General features: G+C 68.1%; 7 protein-coding genes and 1 riboswitch. Of the genes, 4 read left to right on the top strand and 3 right to left on the bottom strand.

Features of this window, described 5'->3' with window-relative positions; translation table 11 throughout:
- Positions 1-219: 219 nt before the first annotated feature.
- Positions 220-1,656: an MBOAT family O-acyltransferase gene (locus ACCD06_RS06030; protein ID WP_252136924.1), complete on the top strand. Its 1,437-nt coding sequence runs from the start codon at positions 220-222 to the stop codon at positions 1,654-1,656.
- Between the two features lie 19 nt (positions 1,657-1,675).
- Positions 1,676-2,728, top strand: a complete 1,053-nt coding sequence (locus tag ACCD06_RS06025) for a hypothetical protein (RefSeq protein ID WP_109075308.1) — start codon at positions 1,676-1,678, stop codon at positions 2,726-2,728.
- 70 nt (positions 2,729-2,798) lie between these two features.
- On the opposite strand, the gene ACCD06_RS06020 is transcribed toward ACCD06_RS06025, so the two are convergent.
- Together ACCD06_RS06020 and ACCD06_RS06015 are read right to left on the bottom strand one after the other, a co-directional pair.
- Positions 2,799-5,336, bottom strand: coding sequence for a penicillin-binding protein 1A (locus ACCD06_RS06020; RefSeq protein ID WP_413339489.1), 2,538 nt, complete (start codon positions 5,334-5,336; stop codon positions 2,799-2,801).
- A 225-nt stretch (positions 5,337-5,561) separates the two neighbouring features.
- The gene (locus tag ACCD06_RS06015) at positions 5,562-7,046 is read right to left on the bottom strand and encodes an N-acetylmuramoyl-L-alanine amidase (RefSeq protein ID WP_413339487.1); all 1,485 of its coding nucleotides are present in this window, start codon (positions 7,044-7,046) and stop codon (positions 5,562-5,564) included.
- 677 nt (positions 7,047-7,723) lie between these two features.
- Here ACCD06_RS06015 and ACCD06_RS06010 point away from each other — a divergent pair.
- Both ACCD06_RS06010 and greB read left to right on the top strand, forming a co-directional pair.
- Entirely contained in the window at positions 7,724-10,744 is a 3,021-nt protein-coding gene (locus ACCD06_RS06010; protein WP_109075305.1) for an Rne/Rng family ribonuclease, read from the top strand.
- 102 nt (positions 10,745-10,846) lie between these two features.
- Positions 10,847-11,398 (top strand): transcription elongation factor GreB, encoded by a 552-nt coding sequence (gene greB, locus ACCD06_RS06005; protein WP_136705140.1) that lies wholly within the window; start codon positions 10,847-10,849, stop codon positions 11,396-11,398.
- 145 nt (positions 11,399-11,543) lie between these two features.
- On the opposite strand, the gene thiC is transcribed toward greB, so the two are convergent.
- Complete coding sequence (gene thiC / locus ACCD06_RS06000) at positions 11,544-13,283, bottom strand: phosphomethylpyrimidine synthase ThiC (protein ID WP_136705139.1); 1,740 nt, start codon at positions 13,281-13,283, stop codon at positions 11,544-11,546.
- Between the two features lie 119 nt (positions 13,284-13,402).
- Positions 13,403-13,536, bottom strand: a riboswitch (TPP riboswitch).
- Between the last annotated feature and the right edge of the window lie 14 nt (positions 13,537-13,550).

Genomic DNA, 13,550 nt, shown 5'->3' with positions numbered 1-13,550 from the left:
GGCCCAGCCCCTGCTTGGAGGTCCTAACCGTTTGGGATCATCGGTCCGGCTCATTTCAGAGTACGTCCCAAATCCGGCCGCACAACCCTACCGCGGAGGCCGGGAATTCCCGAAATCGAGGTTATGGTCGGCGTCATTCCGCGCCTTTTTTGCGCGTTTCCGCGCATGGCCATTCCTGCGCGGATGCAAGGACGCGCGACCACCTCTGCCGGGGGCACGATGAGCTTCACCAGCCTGAATTTCCTGCTGTTCATCACCGTGTTCAGCGCCGGTTTCATGGCGCTGGCCCGCACCCGCGCCTTCACGCCCTTCCTGCTGGTGGCGAGCTACATCTTCTACGGCTATTGGGACTACCGGTTCTGCGGCCTGCTGGCGCTCAGCACCTTCATCGACTTCTATTGCGGGTTGAAGATCGCCGATGCGCCCGACCGCAGCACCAAGAAGATGTATCTGTTCATCAGCCTGGGTGCCAACCTGGGCATGCTGTTCTTCTTCAAATACTACAACTTCTTCGCCGACAGCGCCGAGGTGGCGCTCGCCTCGCTGGGGATCGAGATCGGGCGGCGGACGCTCGACATCCTGCTGCCGGTCGGCATCTCCTTCTATACCTTCCAGAATCTCAGCTATGGCATCGACCTCTATACGGGAGAGCTGAAGCAGCCGGAACGCTCGCTGGTGCGCTATGCCAGCTTCGTCGCCTTCTTCCCGCAGCTGGTTGCCGGACCCATCGTGCGGGCGCGCGACCTGCTGCCGCAAATCCAGCAGCGCCCACGCGACATCCCGTTCGAGGAGCGCTTCGCCGGGCTGGAAAAGGTGATCTGGGGCTATTTCCTGAAGATCGGGCTGGCCGACAACGCCGCGGTGGTGGTCGACGCCCGCTTCCACCAGCCGGAGTTCTTCAACGCGCTCCAGCATGTGATCGGGCTGATCTGCTTCTCGCTGCAGATCTACGGCGACTTCGCCGGCTATTCGCTGATCGCCATCGGGCTGGCGCAGATCTTCGGCTACACCATGTGCCAGAACTTCGCCCGGCCCTATTTCGCCACCGGCATGCGCGATTTCTGGCGGCGCTGGCACATCTCGCTGTCCACCTGGTTCCGCGACTATGTCTATGTGCCGATGGGCGGCAGCCGCACGCGCTGGCTGCGCATCCGCAACGTCGTCATCACCATGCTGATCTCCGGCCTGTGGCACGGCGCCAACTGGACCTTCGTCCTGTGGGGGGCGCTGCATGGCGGGCTGATGCTGGTCGAGGACGGCGCCCGCCGACTGGCCGTCCTCAGCCCGGTGCGGCTCAGCGGTCCGGTGCTGGCCGCCGGGCGGCTGGTGATGATCGGGCTGGTCTTCGCCGTGGTGACGCTGACCTGGCTGCCCTTCCGCGCCGACAACCTGCACACGGTCTGGACCATCCTGGGCATCATCGCCGACGGTGATTTCGGGCTTCAGCAGGGCAACCAGCAGGCCAGCTCGCTTCTGCGTGTCGCCGTCACCGGCCTGATCGTGCTGATGGTCGACGCGATGATCGAGCGTGGGGCCGGCCGCCGCTATGCCGGGATGAATGTGGTGGCGCGGTCGATGGCCTGCTCCGCCCTGATCCTGGTGATGCTGCTGTTCGGCAGCTTCGCCAACCACGCCTTCATCTACTTCCAGTTCTGACCCGACGGAGCCCCCTCCCATGTATCGCCTTCTGGCTTGCATCGTGCTGATCCTCGCCACCGTCACGGCGATGGACCGGGTCCTGGCGTCGGCGCTGGGCGGCCTGCTGCTGCGCTCCAGCGACCGCTTCATGGCGATCTACCGCCCGTTCGAACCGGAAGCCGAAAGGCCGGGCATCAAGCCGCCCGCCAGACCGCCCGCCGATCAGGGAGAGCAGCCGAGTCCCCTGCTGGTGAAGGCCGCCCTGAAAGCCGAGCCGCACCCGGTTCGCGGGCCGGCCGACGTGCTGGTGCTCGGCAACTCGCGGGCGGACAACCATTTCCCCGTCTCCGCCCTGCAGGACATGACCTGTGGCCGGGCGTTGAATTTGGGAATGGGCGGGGCGCCGACCGTGCTGTCGGCCCTGTTGTGGGAGGACTACGTCGAACGCCACGGCGCGCCGCGCCTGCTGGTGCTGGAGCCGACCGGCGTGGTCGACAACCCGCACGACCTCGCCGACCTGCCGCTGCTGGCCTACTACTCGCCGCGCATCGACGCCTTCGTCCGGCAGGAGAACGAGGAGCTGTGGATGGCCAACCACGCCTTCCACCTGATGACCTTCAACAACAACCAGACCATGCGGCTGATCGCCGGTCTGGTGAAGCCCGCCGCCGACCGCACCCTGGTGGGCGCCATCCCCGAACCGATGAAAATCCAGCTCGCCGCCGCGCCCGAGGAAGTGATGACCGCCGCCGACGTCAACTGGCAGGCGCTGGACCACATCATCCGCAGCGCCCAGGCGCATGGCACCCGGGTGGCGGTGGTCATCACCCCCTATTTCCCGACCTATGCCGGCAAGCTGAGGAATTTCGACGCCTTCTTCGCCGAGCTGAAAAGCCGCCTGCCCGCCGGCGTCACCGTGGTCGACGCCCGCCGCGCGGTGGACAAGGACGAGCTGTTCATGGACGCCCTGCACGTCAACGAGGACGGCGTGCGCGCGATGTTCGCCGCACTGGAACCCGCCTTGCGCCCGCTCGGAACCTGCCCGGTGGACGCACTGGCCTCGCTGTCGGCGGCGGGTTCGACGCACTGACCGCGACAGCATCGTTTCGTAGCGGATGCAAAGAAGGGGCGCCCACAGTGGGCGCCCCTCTTCTTTTGGCTCAGTAGAGCCCGCCGGTTCCCAGCGTCGCCGCGGCCGGCGGAGCCGGCACGCCCGGCTGTTGCGAGCCGAAGCCGCCTGTGGCGTTCGGATCGCCCATCATGGCGCCGGAAGCCTGCGAGGAGCCGTCGAGCACCACCTGCGGCTGGTCGGGGTTGGGCTCGGTGCCCGGCAGGAAGGCTTCCCAGATTGCGCGGTTGTCCCCCGGCTGGGCCAGTTGGCCGTTGGCCGGGTTGACGCGGACGAGGCGCAGGCCGGGCGGCACGCGGAACGGCGTCGCCGGCTTGTCCTTCAACGCCACCTGCATGACCTCCTTGAACACCGGCACCGCGGCGGACCCGCCGGTCTCGTGGCCGCCCAGCGAGCGCGGCTGGTCGAAGCCGATGTAGGTGCCGACCACCAGATCGGGCGAGAAACCCATGAACCAGGCGTCGTGGCTGTCGTTGGTGGTCCCGGTCTTGCCGGCCAGCGGCTTGCCCAGCGACTTCAGCGCCGCCGCGGTGCCGCGCTGAACCACGCCTTCCAGGATCGAGACGATCTGGTAGGTGGTGCGCGGGTCGTTCACCTGCTCCCGGGTGTCGGGCACCGCCGGCACCGCCATCCCGTCCTTCCAGGCGACGTTGTTGCAGCCCTCGCACGGGCGGTTGTCGTGGCGGAAGACGGTCTTGCCGTTGCGGTCCTGCACACGGTCGATGAAGGTCGGCACCACCCGCTTGCCGCCATTGTCCAGCATGGCGTAGGCGGTGGCGAGCCGCAGCACCGTCGTCTCGCCGGCACCCAGCGACATCGGCAGGTAGGGCTGCAGGTTGTCGACGATGCCGAACTTCTCGACCAGCGCCTTGACCTTGTCCATGCCGATCTGCTGGGCGAGGCGGACGGTCATGACGTTGCGCGACTTCTCGATGCCGACGCGCAGCGGGGTCGGCCCGTAGAATTCATGGCTGTAGTTCTCCGGCCGCCAGACCGGCTGCCCGCCGCCCGGATCGAAGGAGAAGGGCGCGTCCATCACCAGCGACGACGGGGTGAAGCCCTGGTTCAGCGCCGTCAGATAGACGAAGGGCTTGAAGGACGAACCGGGCTGGCGCAGCGCCTGGGTGGCACGGTTGAACACGCTCATGGCGGGGGAGAAGCCGCCGACCATCGCCAGCACGCGGCCGGTGTGCGGATCGAGCGCGACGAGGCCGCCCTGCACCTGCGGGATCTGGCGCAGGGCATAGCTGTTGGGCGGCAGTTCCTTGGGCGCGGACTTGTCACCCTTCTTGGCCGGCTTCTCGTCCTCGTCCTTCGACGGACCGCTCAGCGGCTCGACCAGCAGGACATCGCCCAGCTTGGCGACGTCGGACGGCTTGCGGATCGCCGGGCCGGAGACGTCGCCATCCTTGGAGGCGCGCGCCCAACGCAGCTCGGACAGCGGGATGCGGCCGCGGCTGCCGTCGGCAAGTCCGATGTCCAGCCCGTCCGACTGGTCGTCCTTCAGCACCACCGCCATCTTCCAGCCTTCCGACCCGGCGGGCGGCGGCAGGGCGGCCAGCTTCTTCGGCCAGTTGTCGAAATTCTCCATCTTGGCCACTGGGCCACGCCAGCCATGGCGGCGGTCATAGGCGATCAGCCCGTCGCGCAGCGCCTTGGTCGCGGTCGCCTGCAGCGTCGGATCCATCGAGGCGCGGACCGACAGCCCGCCCTCATACAGCGCCTGCTCGCCGTAGAGCTTCACCAGCTCGCGCCGGACCTCCTCGGAGAAATACTCGGCGGTCACCACCTCCTGCTCGTCGCGCTTGCGGGTGACCAGCGGCCGTCCTTGCGCGGCCTTCGCCTCCTCCGGCGTGATGTAGCCGTCTTCCGCCATGCGGCCGATCACCCAGTTGCGGCGGGCGACGGCGGCGTCGTGCTGGCGGTCCGGATTGTAGTTGGAGGGCGCCTTGGGTAAGGCCGCCAGGAAGGCGACCTCCTCGATGCTCAGCTCGTCCAGCGCCTTGTTGAAATAGTTCAGCGCCGCCGCCGCCACGCCGTACGAACGGTTCCCCAGGAAGATCTCGTTCAAGTACAGCTCCAGGATGCGGTCCTTGCTGAAGGTCCGCTCGATGCGGATCGCCAGGATCGCCTCCTTGATCTTGCGGGCGAAGGAGACCTCGTTGGTCAGCAGCATGTTCTTGGCGACCTGCTGCGTGATCGTGCTGGCGCCGACCGGGCGGCGGTCGCGGCCGAAATTCTCGACGTTGGTCAGGATCGCACGCAGGATGCCGATCGGATCGACGCCCTGGTGGCCATAGAAATTCTTGTCCTCGGCCGCCATGAAGGCATTCATCACCTGACGCGGCATGGCGTCGATCGGCACGAAGATGCGCCGTTCCGACGCGAATTCCGCCATCAGGCGCCCGTCGCCGGCATAGATGCGCGTGGTCACCGGCGGCTCGTAATTGGCCAGCTTGGTGTAGTCGGGCAGGTCGTGGTCGTAATGCTCGAACAGGAAGACCAGCCCTCCGGCGCCGGCAAGAGCCAGCATCACGAAGGCCATCAGCAAGGACAAAAGAAGGCGCATGACCGATCCCGCAAGAGACGACGAACGGCGCGCCGGCAGTCCGGTCAATGGATCCGGATCGCAGGTGCGCCTGACAGGGCGGCGCATCCTACACCGCCGCAGTGCGAAGTGCCGCCCTCGTTCCCGTCATGTCAGGAAAATGTGACACGCAGAGGGCGCCCGCAAGAAGGCGCCGGCGCAAAGGGGGTATTCGGGCAATCAGTATGCCGGCAGCCCGGCCGCGTTTTAGCTCCGTTGCGTGCCGTGCAGCCAACGGAAATAGGCGTCGATGGTCCGGGCCAGCCCCTTGCCCAAACGCTCGCGGTGGCCGGAGGAGGTCAGCAGCTTGATATCCCGCTGGTTCGACAGGTATCCCATCTCGATCAGCGCCGACGGCACGTCGGGCGCGGTCAGCACGGCGAAGCCGGCCTGCCGGTGCGGCCGGTTGGGGATCAGCGGCACGTCGCGACCGAGATTCTGCAGCGCCAGCGTCGCGAACCGCTTCGAATGGTTCATGGCGTCGCGCTGGGCCAGATCGATCAGGATGTTGGCGACCAGCTTGTTCTCGCCCGACAGGTCGAGCCCGACCAGGGCGTCGGCCCGGTTCTCCTTGGCGGCCAACATCTCCGCCTCGCGGTCGGACGCCTTGTCGGACAGGGTATAGATCGACATGCCGCGCACGTCGCCGCTGCTGATGCTGTCGGCATGCAGCGAGATGAACAGGTCGGCGCCGGCCTCCCGCCCGATGGAGACGCGGTCGCGCAGGCGGATGAACACGTCGCTGTCGCGGGTCAGCTTCACCCGGTAGCGGCCGGTCGCCTCCAACTGGCGCTTCACCTCCTTGGCGGTGGCGAGCGTGATGTCCTTCTCATAGATGCCGCCGACGCCGATGGCGCCGGGGTCCTGGCCGCCATGGCCGGGATCGAGCACGATCAGCGGCTTTTCCGCCACCGTCGGCGGCTTGTTGTCCGGCAGCGGCGGGGCAACGGGCAGCGCGGCCGGGATCAGCTGGGCAGGCGGGATCGGCGGCAGCGGCGCGAAGGGCGGCGGGGCGCTGACAGCGGCATTGGTTTCGGCAGCCGGCGGCGAAGGCTGCGGAGCCGGAACCGGCGCCGGAACCGCCATCGCCGACGAGACGATGGACGACATCGTCAACGGGCTCTTGCCGGTAACCTCTTTGGCGTCCTTCCCGGCCGCGGCGAGCTGCCTGAACTCCGCCGCCGAGATCTTCTCCAGGTCGAGCACCAAGCGGGGCTGGTGGCCATCGCGCGCCGGGATCATGTAGCCGTCGCGCAGCCGGGCCGGGCCGACCGTCTCGAAGGTCAGGCGCGTGCCGCGCGGGCCGCCCGCCGCATGGTGGTAGCGCGCGACCACCCCCTTGCCCTCCACCGGCAGCGCGCCGCCGGGCCAGATCAGGTCGGGCAAATCGATGATGACGCGGTAGGGATCGGCGGCCATCGACACGGTGAAGGACACCGTGTCGCTCAGCTCCAGCACGAAGCGGGTCTTGTCCGGATGGATGCCCAGCCGGGCATCGACAACCGCCGTGCGCGGCGGCGCCGACGGCAGGGCCGCGGTGGTCTGCGCCCTCGCAATGCCGGCCGTTCCGAAGCCGATCAGCACCAGCGCCAGCAGAGCCGGCAGAACCGCACCGAGAACGCGCATCGCCAGCCGATGGGGCGAAGCGATGGCTGGAGCGGCGGCTGTGGTCGGGCTGGGCGGCCGTGGCATCGAAACTCCTCGGCGGCTGAAGGGGCACAAAACAAGGCAACGGACGCTCAGCTATAGCCTAGCCAATTCAACGCTCTCAACGCGGATCGTCAGAGCTTGAGTCAATTCCGGACGGGGGTGCCGTTCCTGCAACAGTGAGCGCGAGCGCAGCGGCGGCCATGTCGGGACGGGCTGCCATGGTGGAGGCACGCTCCTTCGCTTCCCCGCGACGAACTTGTTCGCCGAATCGGCGCATTTCCGCGTTGTGCAAGAGGGATCGCTTGTCTATGGTATCTTTGCGACAGACCGCAATTCGCCAGATTCGGGTCGGACTCCCAAGGTGAGCGCCGATTCGCTGATGCCGGGACCAACCTCCCAGGATCAGCCGATCGCCGGTCACGGGGCCGACCAAGGGGCTGCGGCGTCGCCTCCGACACCGCCTGTCCGGCCATCCGCGCCGGAGGGACGTCGCGGGGTGGCGCGTTCGGATTGGCGGTGAGAGGACGAAACCTCGAAGCTGGCTGTGGCCGCAAGGCGGCAGCCCGGCGCGTGTCGACCGGGCCGTCCTGGCTGCTCTCGTCAGCGCCGTTCGACGGTTCCGGTCCGTCGTGCCGTATGCTTCGCCCACAACAGACGCTGCGTCCAGGCGGCCCGACCGGTCGCGCGGGTTCCCTGGGTCGCGCCGTTGAGGACCGTATATGGCCAAGCGCATGCTGGTGGATGCCACGCACCCGGAAGAAACCCGGGTTGCCGTGGTCAATGGGAACCGGCTGGAAGAACTCGATTTCGAGATCGCCAGCCGCAAGCAGCTGAAGGGCAACATCTACCTGGCGAAGGTGACGCGGGTCGAGCCTTCGCTTCAGGCGGCCTTCGTGGAATATGGCGGGAACCGCCACGGCTTCCTCGCCTTCTCCGAAATCCATCCCGATTATTACCGCATACCCATCGCCGACCGCGAGGCCCTGCTGGCCGAGGAGCGCCGGCTGGAAGAGCAGGCGGAAGCCCGGGCCGAGGCCGCCGCCGACGGCGCCGTGATGGGCGAGCCGATCCGCCCCGAGCAGATCGTCGAGGAATGGTCGCCGATGCCCTCCCCCATCGCGCCCGAGGCGTCGGATGAGGAGGACGGCGACGACAACGGCGCCGAAGACACCGAGTCCGGTGACGAGCAGGCCGCCCAGACCGAGGGCGCCGCACAGGCCGCCGACAGCCCCGACATGGTCGGCGGCGACGAGGACGAAGAGGCCGAGACCCAGCGCCGCCGTTCGCGCCCGCTGCGTTCCTACAAGATCCAGGAAGTGGTGAAGCGCCGGCAGGTCATGCTGGTGCAGGTGACGAAGGAGGAGCGCGGCAACAAGGGTGCGGCGCTGACCACCTACCTGTCGCTGCCCGGCCGCTACTGCGTCCTGATGCCCAACACCGGCCGCGGCGGCGGGATTTCCCGCAAGATCACCAACCCGGCCGACCGCAAGCGCCTGAAGGAAATCCTGTCGGATCTCGACATTCCCGATGGCATGGCGGTCATCCTGCGCACCGCCGGGCTGGAGCGCTCCAAGCCCGAGATCAAGCGCGACCTGGAATATCTCCTGCGCCTGTGGGACGACATCCGCGAACAGACGCTGAAGTCGTCGGCGCCCTGCCTCATCTATGAAGAGGCGAACCTGATCAAGCGGTCGATCCGCGATCTCTACGCCAACGACATCGACGAGATCTGGGTCGAGGGCGAGGCCGGCTTCCGCACGGCGCGCGAGTTCATGGACATGCTGATGCCGGGCCATTCCCAGCGCGTCCAGCTGTACCGCGACAGCCAGATCCCGCTGTTCCACCGCTATCAGGTGGAAACGCAGATCGACGCCATCCACAGCCCGGTGGTGCAGCTGCGCTCCGGCGGCTACATCGTCATCAACCCGACCGAGGCGCTGGTCTCCATCGACGTCAACTCCGGCAAGTCGACCCGCGAGCGCAACATCGAGGAAACCGCCTACAAGACCAACCTGGAGGCCGCCGACGAGGTGGCGCGCCAGCTGCGCCTGCGCGATCTGGCCGGCCTGATCGTCATCGACTTCATCGACATGGAGGAGCCGCGGAACAACGCCGCCGTCGAGCGCCGCATGAAGGAGGCGATGAAGAACGACCGGGCGCGCATCCAGCTCGGCCGCATCTCCGCCTTCGGCCTGCTGGAGCTGTCGCGCCAGCGTCTGCGTCCGTCGCTGCTGGAGACCAACTTCGAGCGCTGCCCGCACTGCTCGGGCACCGGCGTCGTCCGTTCGGTCGAATCCGCCTCGCTGCACGTCTTGCGCGCCATCGAGGAAGAGGGCATCCGCAAGCGGTCGGCGGAGATCACCATCTACGTGCCGACCTCCATCGCGCTCTACATCCTCAACCAGAAGCGCGGTGAACTGGCCAAGATCGAAGAGCGTCATGCCTTCAGCGTCATGGTCCAGGCCGACGATACCCTGATCGCCCCGGACCACCGTCTGGAGCGCAACAAAGCCCGCCTGCCCGACGAGGAAGGCCCGCTGGTCAGCGCCGACCGCGTGATGGCCGAGACCGACCGCGCGCTCGCCGCCGAGCCGGTCCAGCCGGTGGAGGAGCCGGAAGCCGAGGTCGAAGCCGCCCAGGTCGAGGAGACTGCCGAGCGTGCCGAGACCAACGGCGATGGCAATGGCGAGGACCGTCGCCGCCGCCGCCGCCGCCGTCGGGGCCGTGGCCGTGACCGCGAGGAAGGCCGGGCCGAGGGCGACACCGCCGAGGGCGAGGGCGAGACGGAGGAGACCGAGGAGACCGTTCTGCCGATTGCCGCCGAGGCGATCCCCGGGGCCGCCATCTCCGAACCCGACGCCGACTCGGCTGAAGCCGAAGGCGACGACGAGGATGAGGACGGCGAGGACGAAACCGGCGCCGACGCCGGCGAGCGCAACGGCGAAGGCCGCAAGAAGCGCCGCCGCGGCAAGCGCGGTGGCCGTCGCCGGTCGCGCCGCGAGGGTGCGGAAGGCCTGGAGGGCGGCGAGGAGGCCGGTTCCGAGCAGCCCGCCGTTCCGGTTCAGGCCATTCCGGCCCCGGCCGAGGCGAGCGACCTCGACTGGATCCTGGCTGGCGATACGGCCCCGGCGGTCGAGCAAGCTCCGGTTCCGGTGACCGCCACCGAGCCGGCGGTGACCGCTCCGGCTCCGGCCGAAGCCGCCGCTGCGAAGGCTCCGGCCAAGAAGGCGTCGCGCAAGCGCAAGGCCGCTGCCGAGGCTCCGGCCGAGGCTGCCCCGGTGGCTGCCCCCGTGGCCGCTCCGGCGGTTGCCGAAGCCCCGGCCAAGGGCCGCAAGCGCAAGGCCGCCGCAGCGGTCGAAGCGCCGGTGGAAGCCGCTGCCGAAGCCGCGCCGGCCAAGAAGGCCTCGCGCAAGCGCAAGGCTGCCGCCGAGGCGCCGGTGGAGGCCGCTCCCGTGGCCGCTCCGGCCGCTGCCGAAGCCCCGGCCAAGGGCCGCAAGCGCAAGGCCGCTGCCGCCGCCGAAGCCCCGGCGGAGGTCGCGACCGACAAGGCTCCGGCCAAGAAGGCGTCGCGCAAGCGCAAGACCGCTGCCGAGGCTCCGGCGGAGGCCGCACCGGTCGCCGCCGCTCCGGCTCCGGTGCCCCAGCCCGCTCCGGCCGCCGAGCCCGCCAACGAGCCGGCTCCCGCCGGTGACGAGGACGAGGCAAATGCCAAGCCGCGCCGCGGCTGGTGGAAGCGGTAAGCCCAACGGCCCAACCGGGACCTCTGGAACGGGAAAAGGCGCCGCAAGGCGCCTTTTCCTTTTCCCGGACGTTATCACCCCTGCCACAGGACAGGTCGGACCATGAGCAAGGCCTTCACCCGCGAGAACGACACGCCGGACGACGACGAACTCGACGATCCGGCACCGCTGCCGCAGGGCTTCAAGAACTACATGACCCCGCCCGGCTTCCAACGCATGCAGGAGGAGTTGCGCCACCTGCTGCGGGTGGAGCGGCCGAAGGTGGTGGAGGTGGTGTCCTGGGCCGCCGGCAACGGCGACCGCTCTGAGAATGGCGACTATCTGTACGGCAAGAAGCGCCTGCGCGAGATCGACCGCCGCATCCGCTTCCTGAACAAGCGGCTGGAATCGGCGGTGGTGGTCAATCCGCAGGACCAGAAGAACCGCGAACAGGTCTTCTTCGGCGCCACCGTCACCTATGCCCGCGAGGATGGGTCGGAGAACACCATCACCATCGTCGGCGCCGACGAAGTCGACCCCGACCGCGGCCATGTCAGCTGGATCTCCCCCATTGCCCGCGCCCTGCTGAAAGCGCGGCAGGGCGATCTGGTGGATGTGCGCACTCCGGCGGGAATGGAGCAGGTCGAGGTGCTGGAGATCAGGTACGCGGGGTAAGGAGTGGTTGTGGCGCGGTGCCCCCTCCCCATCCCTCCCCCGCCTTCGGCGGGAGAGGGGGCAGGAGCTTTGCTAAAGTACGGCGGCAGTTCCCTCTCCCGCGAGAGCGGGGGAGGGTTAGCGAGGGGGCATCACTGCCGAGACCTCACTCCGCCGCCGGCTGGTAGATCTCCCCGCCCGACTCGCGGAACTTCTGCGACATCTCGGCCATGCCGGACTCCGCGGCGTCGCGGATTTCCTGCGTGATCTTCATGGAACAGAATTTCGGCCCGCACATCGAACAGAAATGCGCGGTCTTGGCGCCCTCCGCCGGCAGGGTCTCGTCGTGGTAGGCCATCGCCGTGTCGGGATCGAGCGACAGGGCGAACTGGTCGCGCCAGCGGAAGGAGAAGCGGGCGCGCGACATGGCGTCGTCGCGCAACCGCGCCGCCGGGTGGCCCTTGGCGAGGTCGGCGGCATGGGCGGCGATCTTGTAGGCGATGACGCCGGCCTTCACGTCGTCGCGGTCGGGCAGGCCCAGATGCTCCTTCGGCGTGACGTAGCAGAGCATCGCCGTGCCGAACCAGCCAATCATCGCCGCACCGATGGCGCTGGTGATGTGGTCGTAGCCCGGCGCGATGTCGGTCACCAACGGCCCGAGCGTGTAGAAGGGCGCCTCGCCGCACAGCGCGATCTGCTTCTCCACATTGTGCTTGATCTTGTGCATCGGCACATGGCCCGGCCCCTCGATCATCACCTGCACGTCGCGCGCCCAGGCGATCTTGGTCAGTTCGCCCAGGGTTTCCAGTTCGGCGAATTGAGCGGCGTCGTTGGCGTCGGCCTGGCTGCCCGGCCGCAAGCCGTCGCCCATCGACAGCGCCACGTCATAGGCGCGGCAGATTTCGACAATGTCGGCGAAATGGTCGTAGAGGAAATTCTCGCGGTGATGCGCCAGACACCATTTGGCGATGATCGAGCCGCCGCGCGAGACGATGCCGGTCACCCGCTTCGCGGTCAGCGGGATGTGGGCCAGCCGCAGGCCGGCATGGATGGTGAAGTAATCGACGCCCTGCTCCGCCTGTTCGATCAGCGTGTCGCGGAACAGCTCCCAGGTCAGATCCTCGGCCTTGCCCTTCACCTTCTCCAGCGCCTGATAGATCGGCACGGTGCCGATGGGGACCGGTGAGTTGCGCAGGATCCACTCGCGGGTCTGGTGGATGTCGGCGCCGGTGGACAGGTCCATCACGGTGTCGGCGCCCCAGCGGATCGACCAGACCATCTTCTCAACCTCCTCCTCGATCGAGGAGGTCACGGCGGAATTGCCGATGTTGGCGTTGATCTTGGTCAGGAAGTTGCGGCCGATGATCATCGGCTCCGACTCGGGGTGGTTGACGTTGGACGGGATGATTGCCCGCCCGCGCGCCACCTCGTCCCGGACGAATTCCGGGGTGATGAAGTCGGGGATCTCGGCACCAAAATCCTCGCCGTCGCGCCCCGATCCACTGGCGGCCTCCAGCGCTGCGGCGCGGCCCAGATTCTCGCGGACGGCGATGTATTCCATCTCCGCGGTGACGATGCCGGCGCGGGCGTAGGCCATCTGGGTCACTGCCCCGCCGCCCTTGGCGCGCAGCACGCCGCTGTCGGTGGTCTCAACGTCGCCACGCGCCAGGATCCAGTCGCGGCGGTGCTTGGCCAACCCGGCCCGCACGTCGATGGCAACCGACTCGTCGGTGTAAGGGCCGGAGGCGTCATAAACGGTCAGGGGCGGCTCGCCGCCCGACAGCGCGATCTCGCGCAGGGCGACGCGCAGGTCGGGAAAGCGCGTGCCGGACACATGGATTTTCCGCGACGACGGCAGCGGGCCGGTCGAGATGCGGATGGCGTTCTCGTTGAAGTCCTTAGGCATTGGGTTTCTCCGTCGGAGTTGGGCGGACAAACCCGGGACTGCGGACGGAGGTGCGGTATCTTCGTGCAGGCCGTTCCCCGGCATAGCGGGGCCGATGCGGCCGGACGGGGGCGTGGTCGGCCCGTCACGAGGTCCCTCCCTTCGCCGGTATGACCCGGATCAGGTTCGAAGGGTCACCACGCTGCCGGCGACGCTTGGCGCCGTCGGGCCGTTGGTATCTCAGCCCCCTGTCGGGACCCCCCTGGAATGCGCCCATCCTGCCGACGG

Source organism: Azospirillum sp. CT11-132, from assembly GCF_047302835.1.
Lineage (GTDB): Bacteria > Pseudomonadota > Alphaproteobacteria > Azospirillales > Azospirillaceae > Azospirillum.
The sequence above is the reverse complement of the archived record's forward strand: the minus strand, read 5'-3'. Positions and strand labels throughout refer to the sequence as shown.

What these genes read in the sequence shown, in the direction of transcription:
- ACCD06_RS06030 (WP_252136924.1), top strand. Translation starts at nt 220, where the DNA reads ATGAGCTTCACCAGCCTGAATTTCCTGCTGTTCATCACCGTGTTCAGC.
- ACCD06_RS06025 (WP_109075308.1), top strand. Translation starts at nt 1,676, where the DNA reads ATGTATCGCCTTCTGGCTTGCATCGTGCTGATCCTCGCCACCGTCACG.
- ACCD06_RS06020 (WP_413339489.1), bottom strand. Translation starts at nt 5,336, where the DNA reads ATGCGCCTTCTTTTGTCCTTGCTGATGGCCTTCGTGATGCTGGCTCTT.
- ACCD06_RS06015 (WP_413339487.1), bottom strand. Translation starts at nt 7,046, where the DNA reads ATGCCACGGCCGCCCAGCCCGACCACAGCCGCCGCTCCAGCCATCGCT.
- ACCD06_RS06010 (WP_109075305.1), top strand. Translation starts at nt 7,724, where the DNA reads ATGGCCAAGCGCATGCTGGTGGATGCCACGCACCCGGAAGAAACCCGG.
- greB (WP_136705140.1), top strand. Translation starts at nt 10,847, where the DNA reads ATGAGCAAGGCCTTCACCCGCGAGAACGACACGCCGGACGACGACGAA.
- thiC (WP_136705139.1), bottom strand. Translation starts at nt 13,283, where the DNA reads ATGCCTAAGGACTTCAACGAGAACGCCATCCGCATCTCGACCGGCCCG.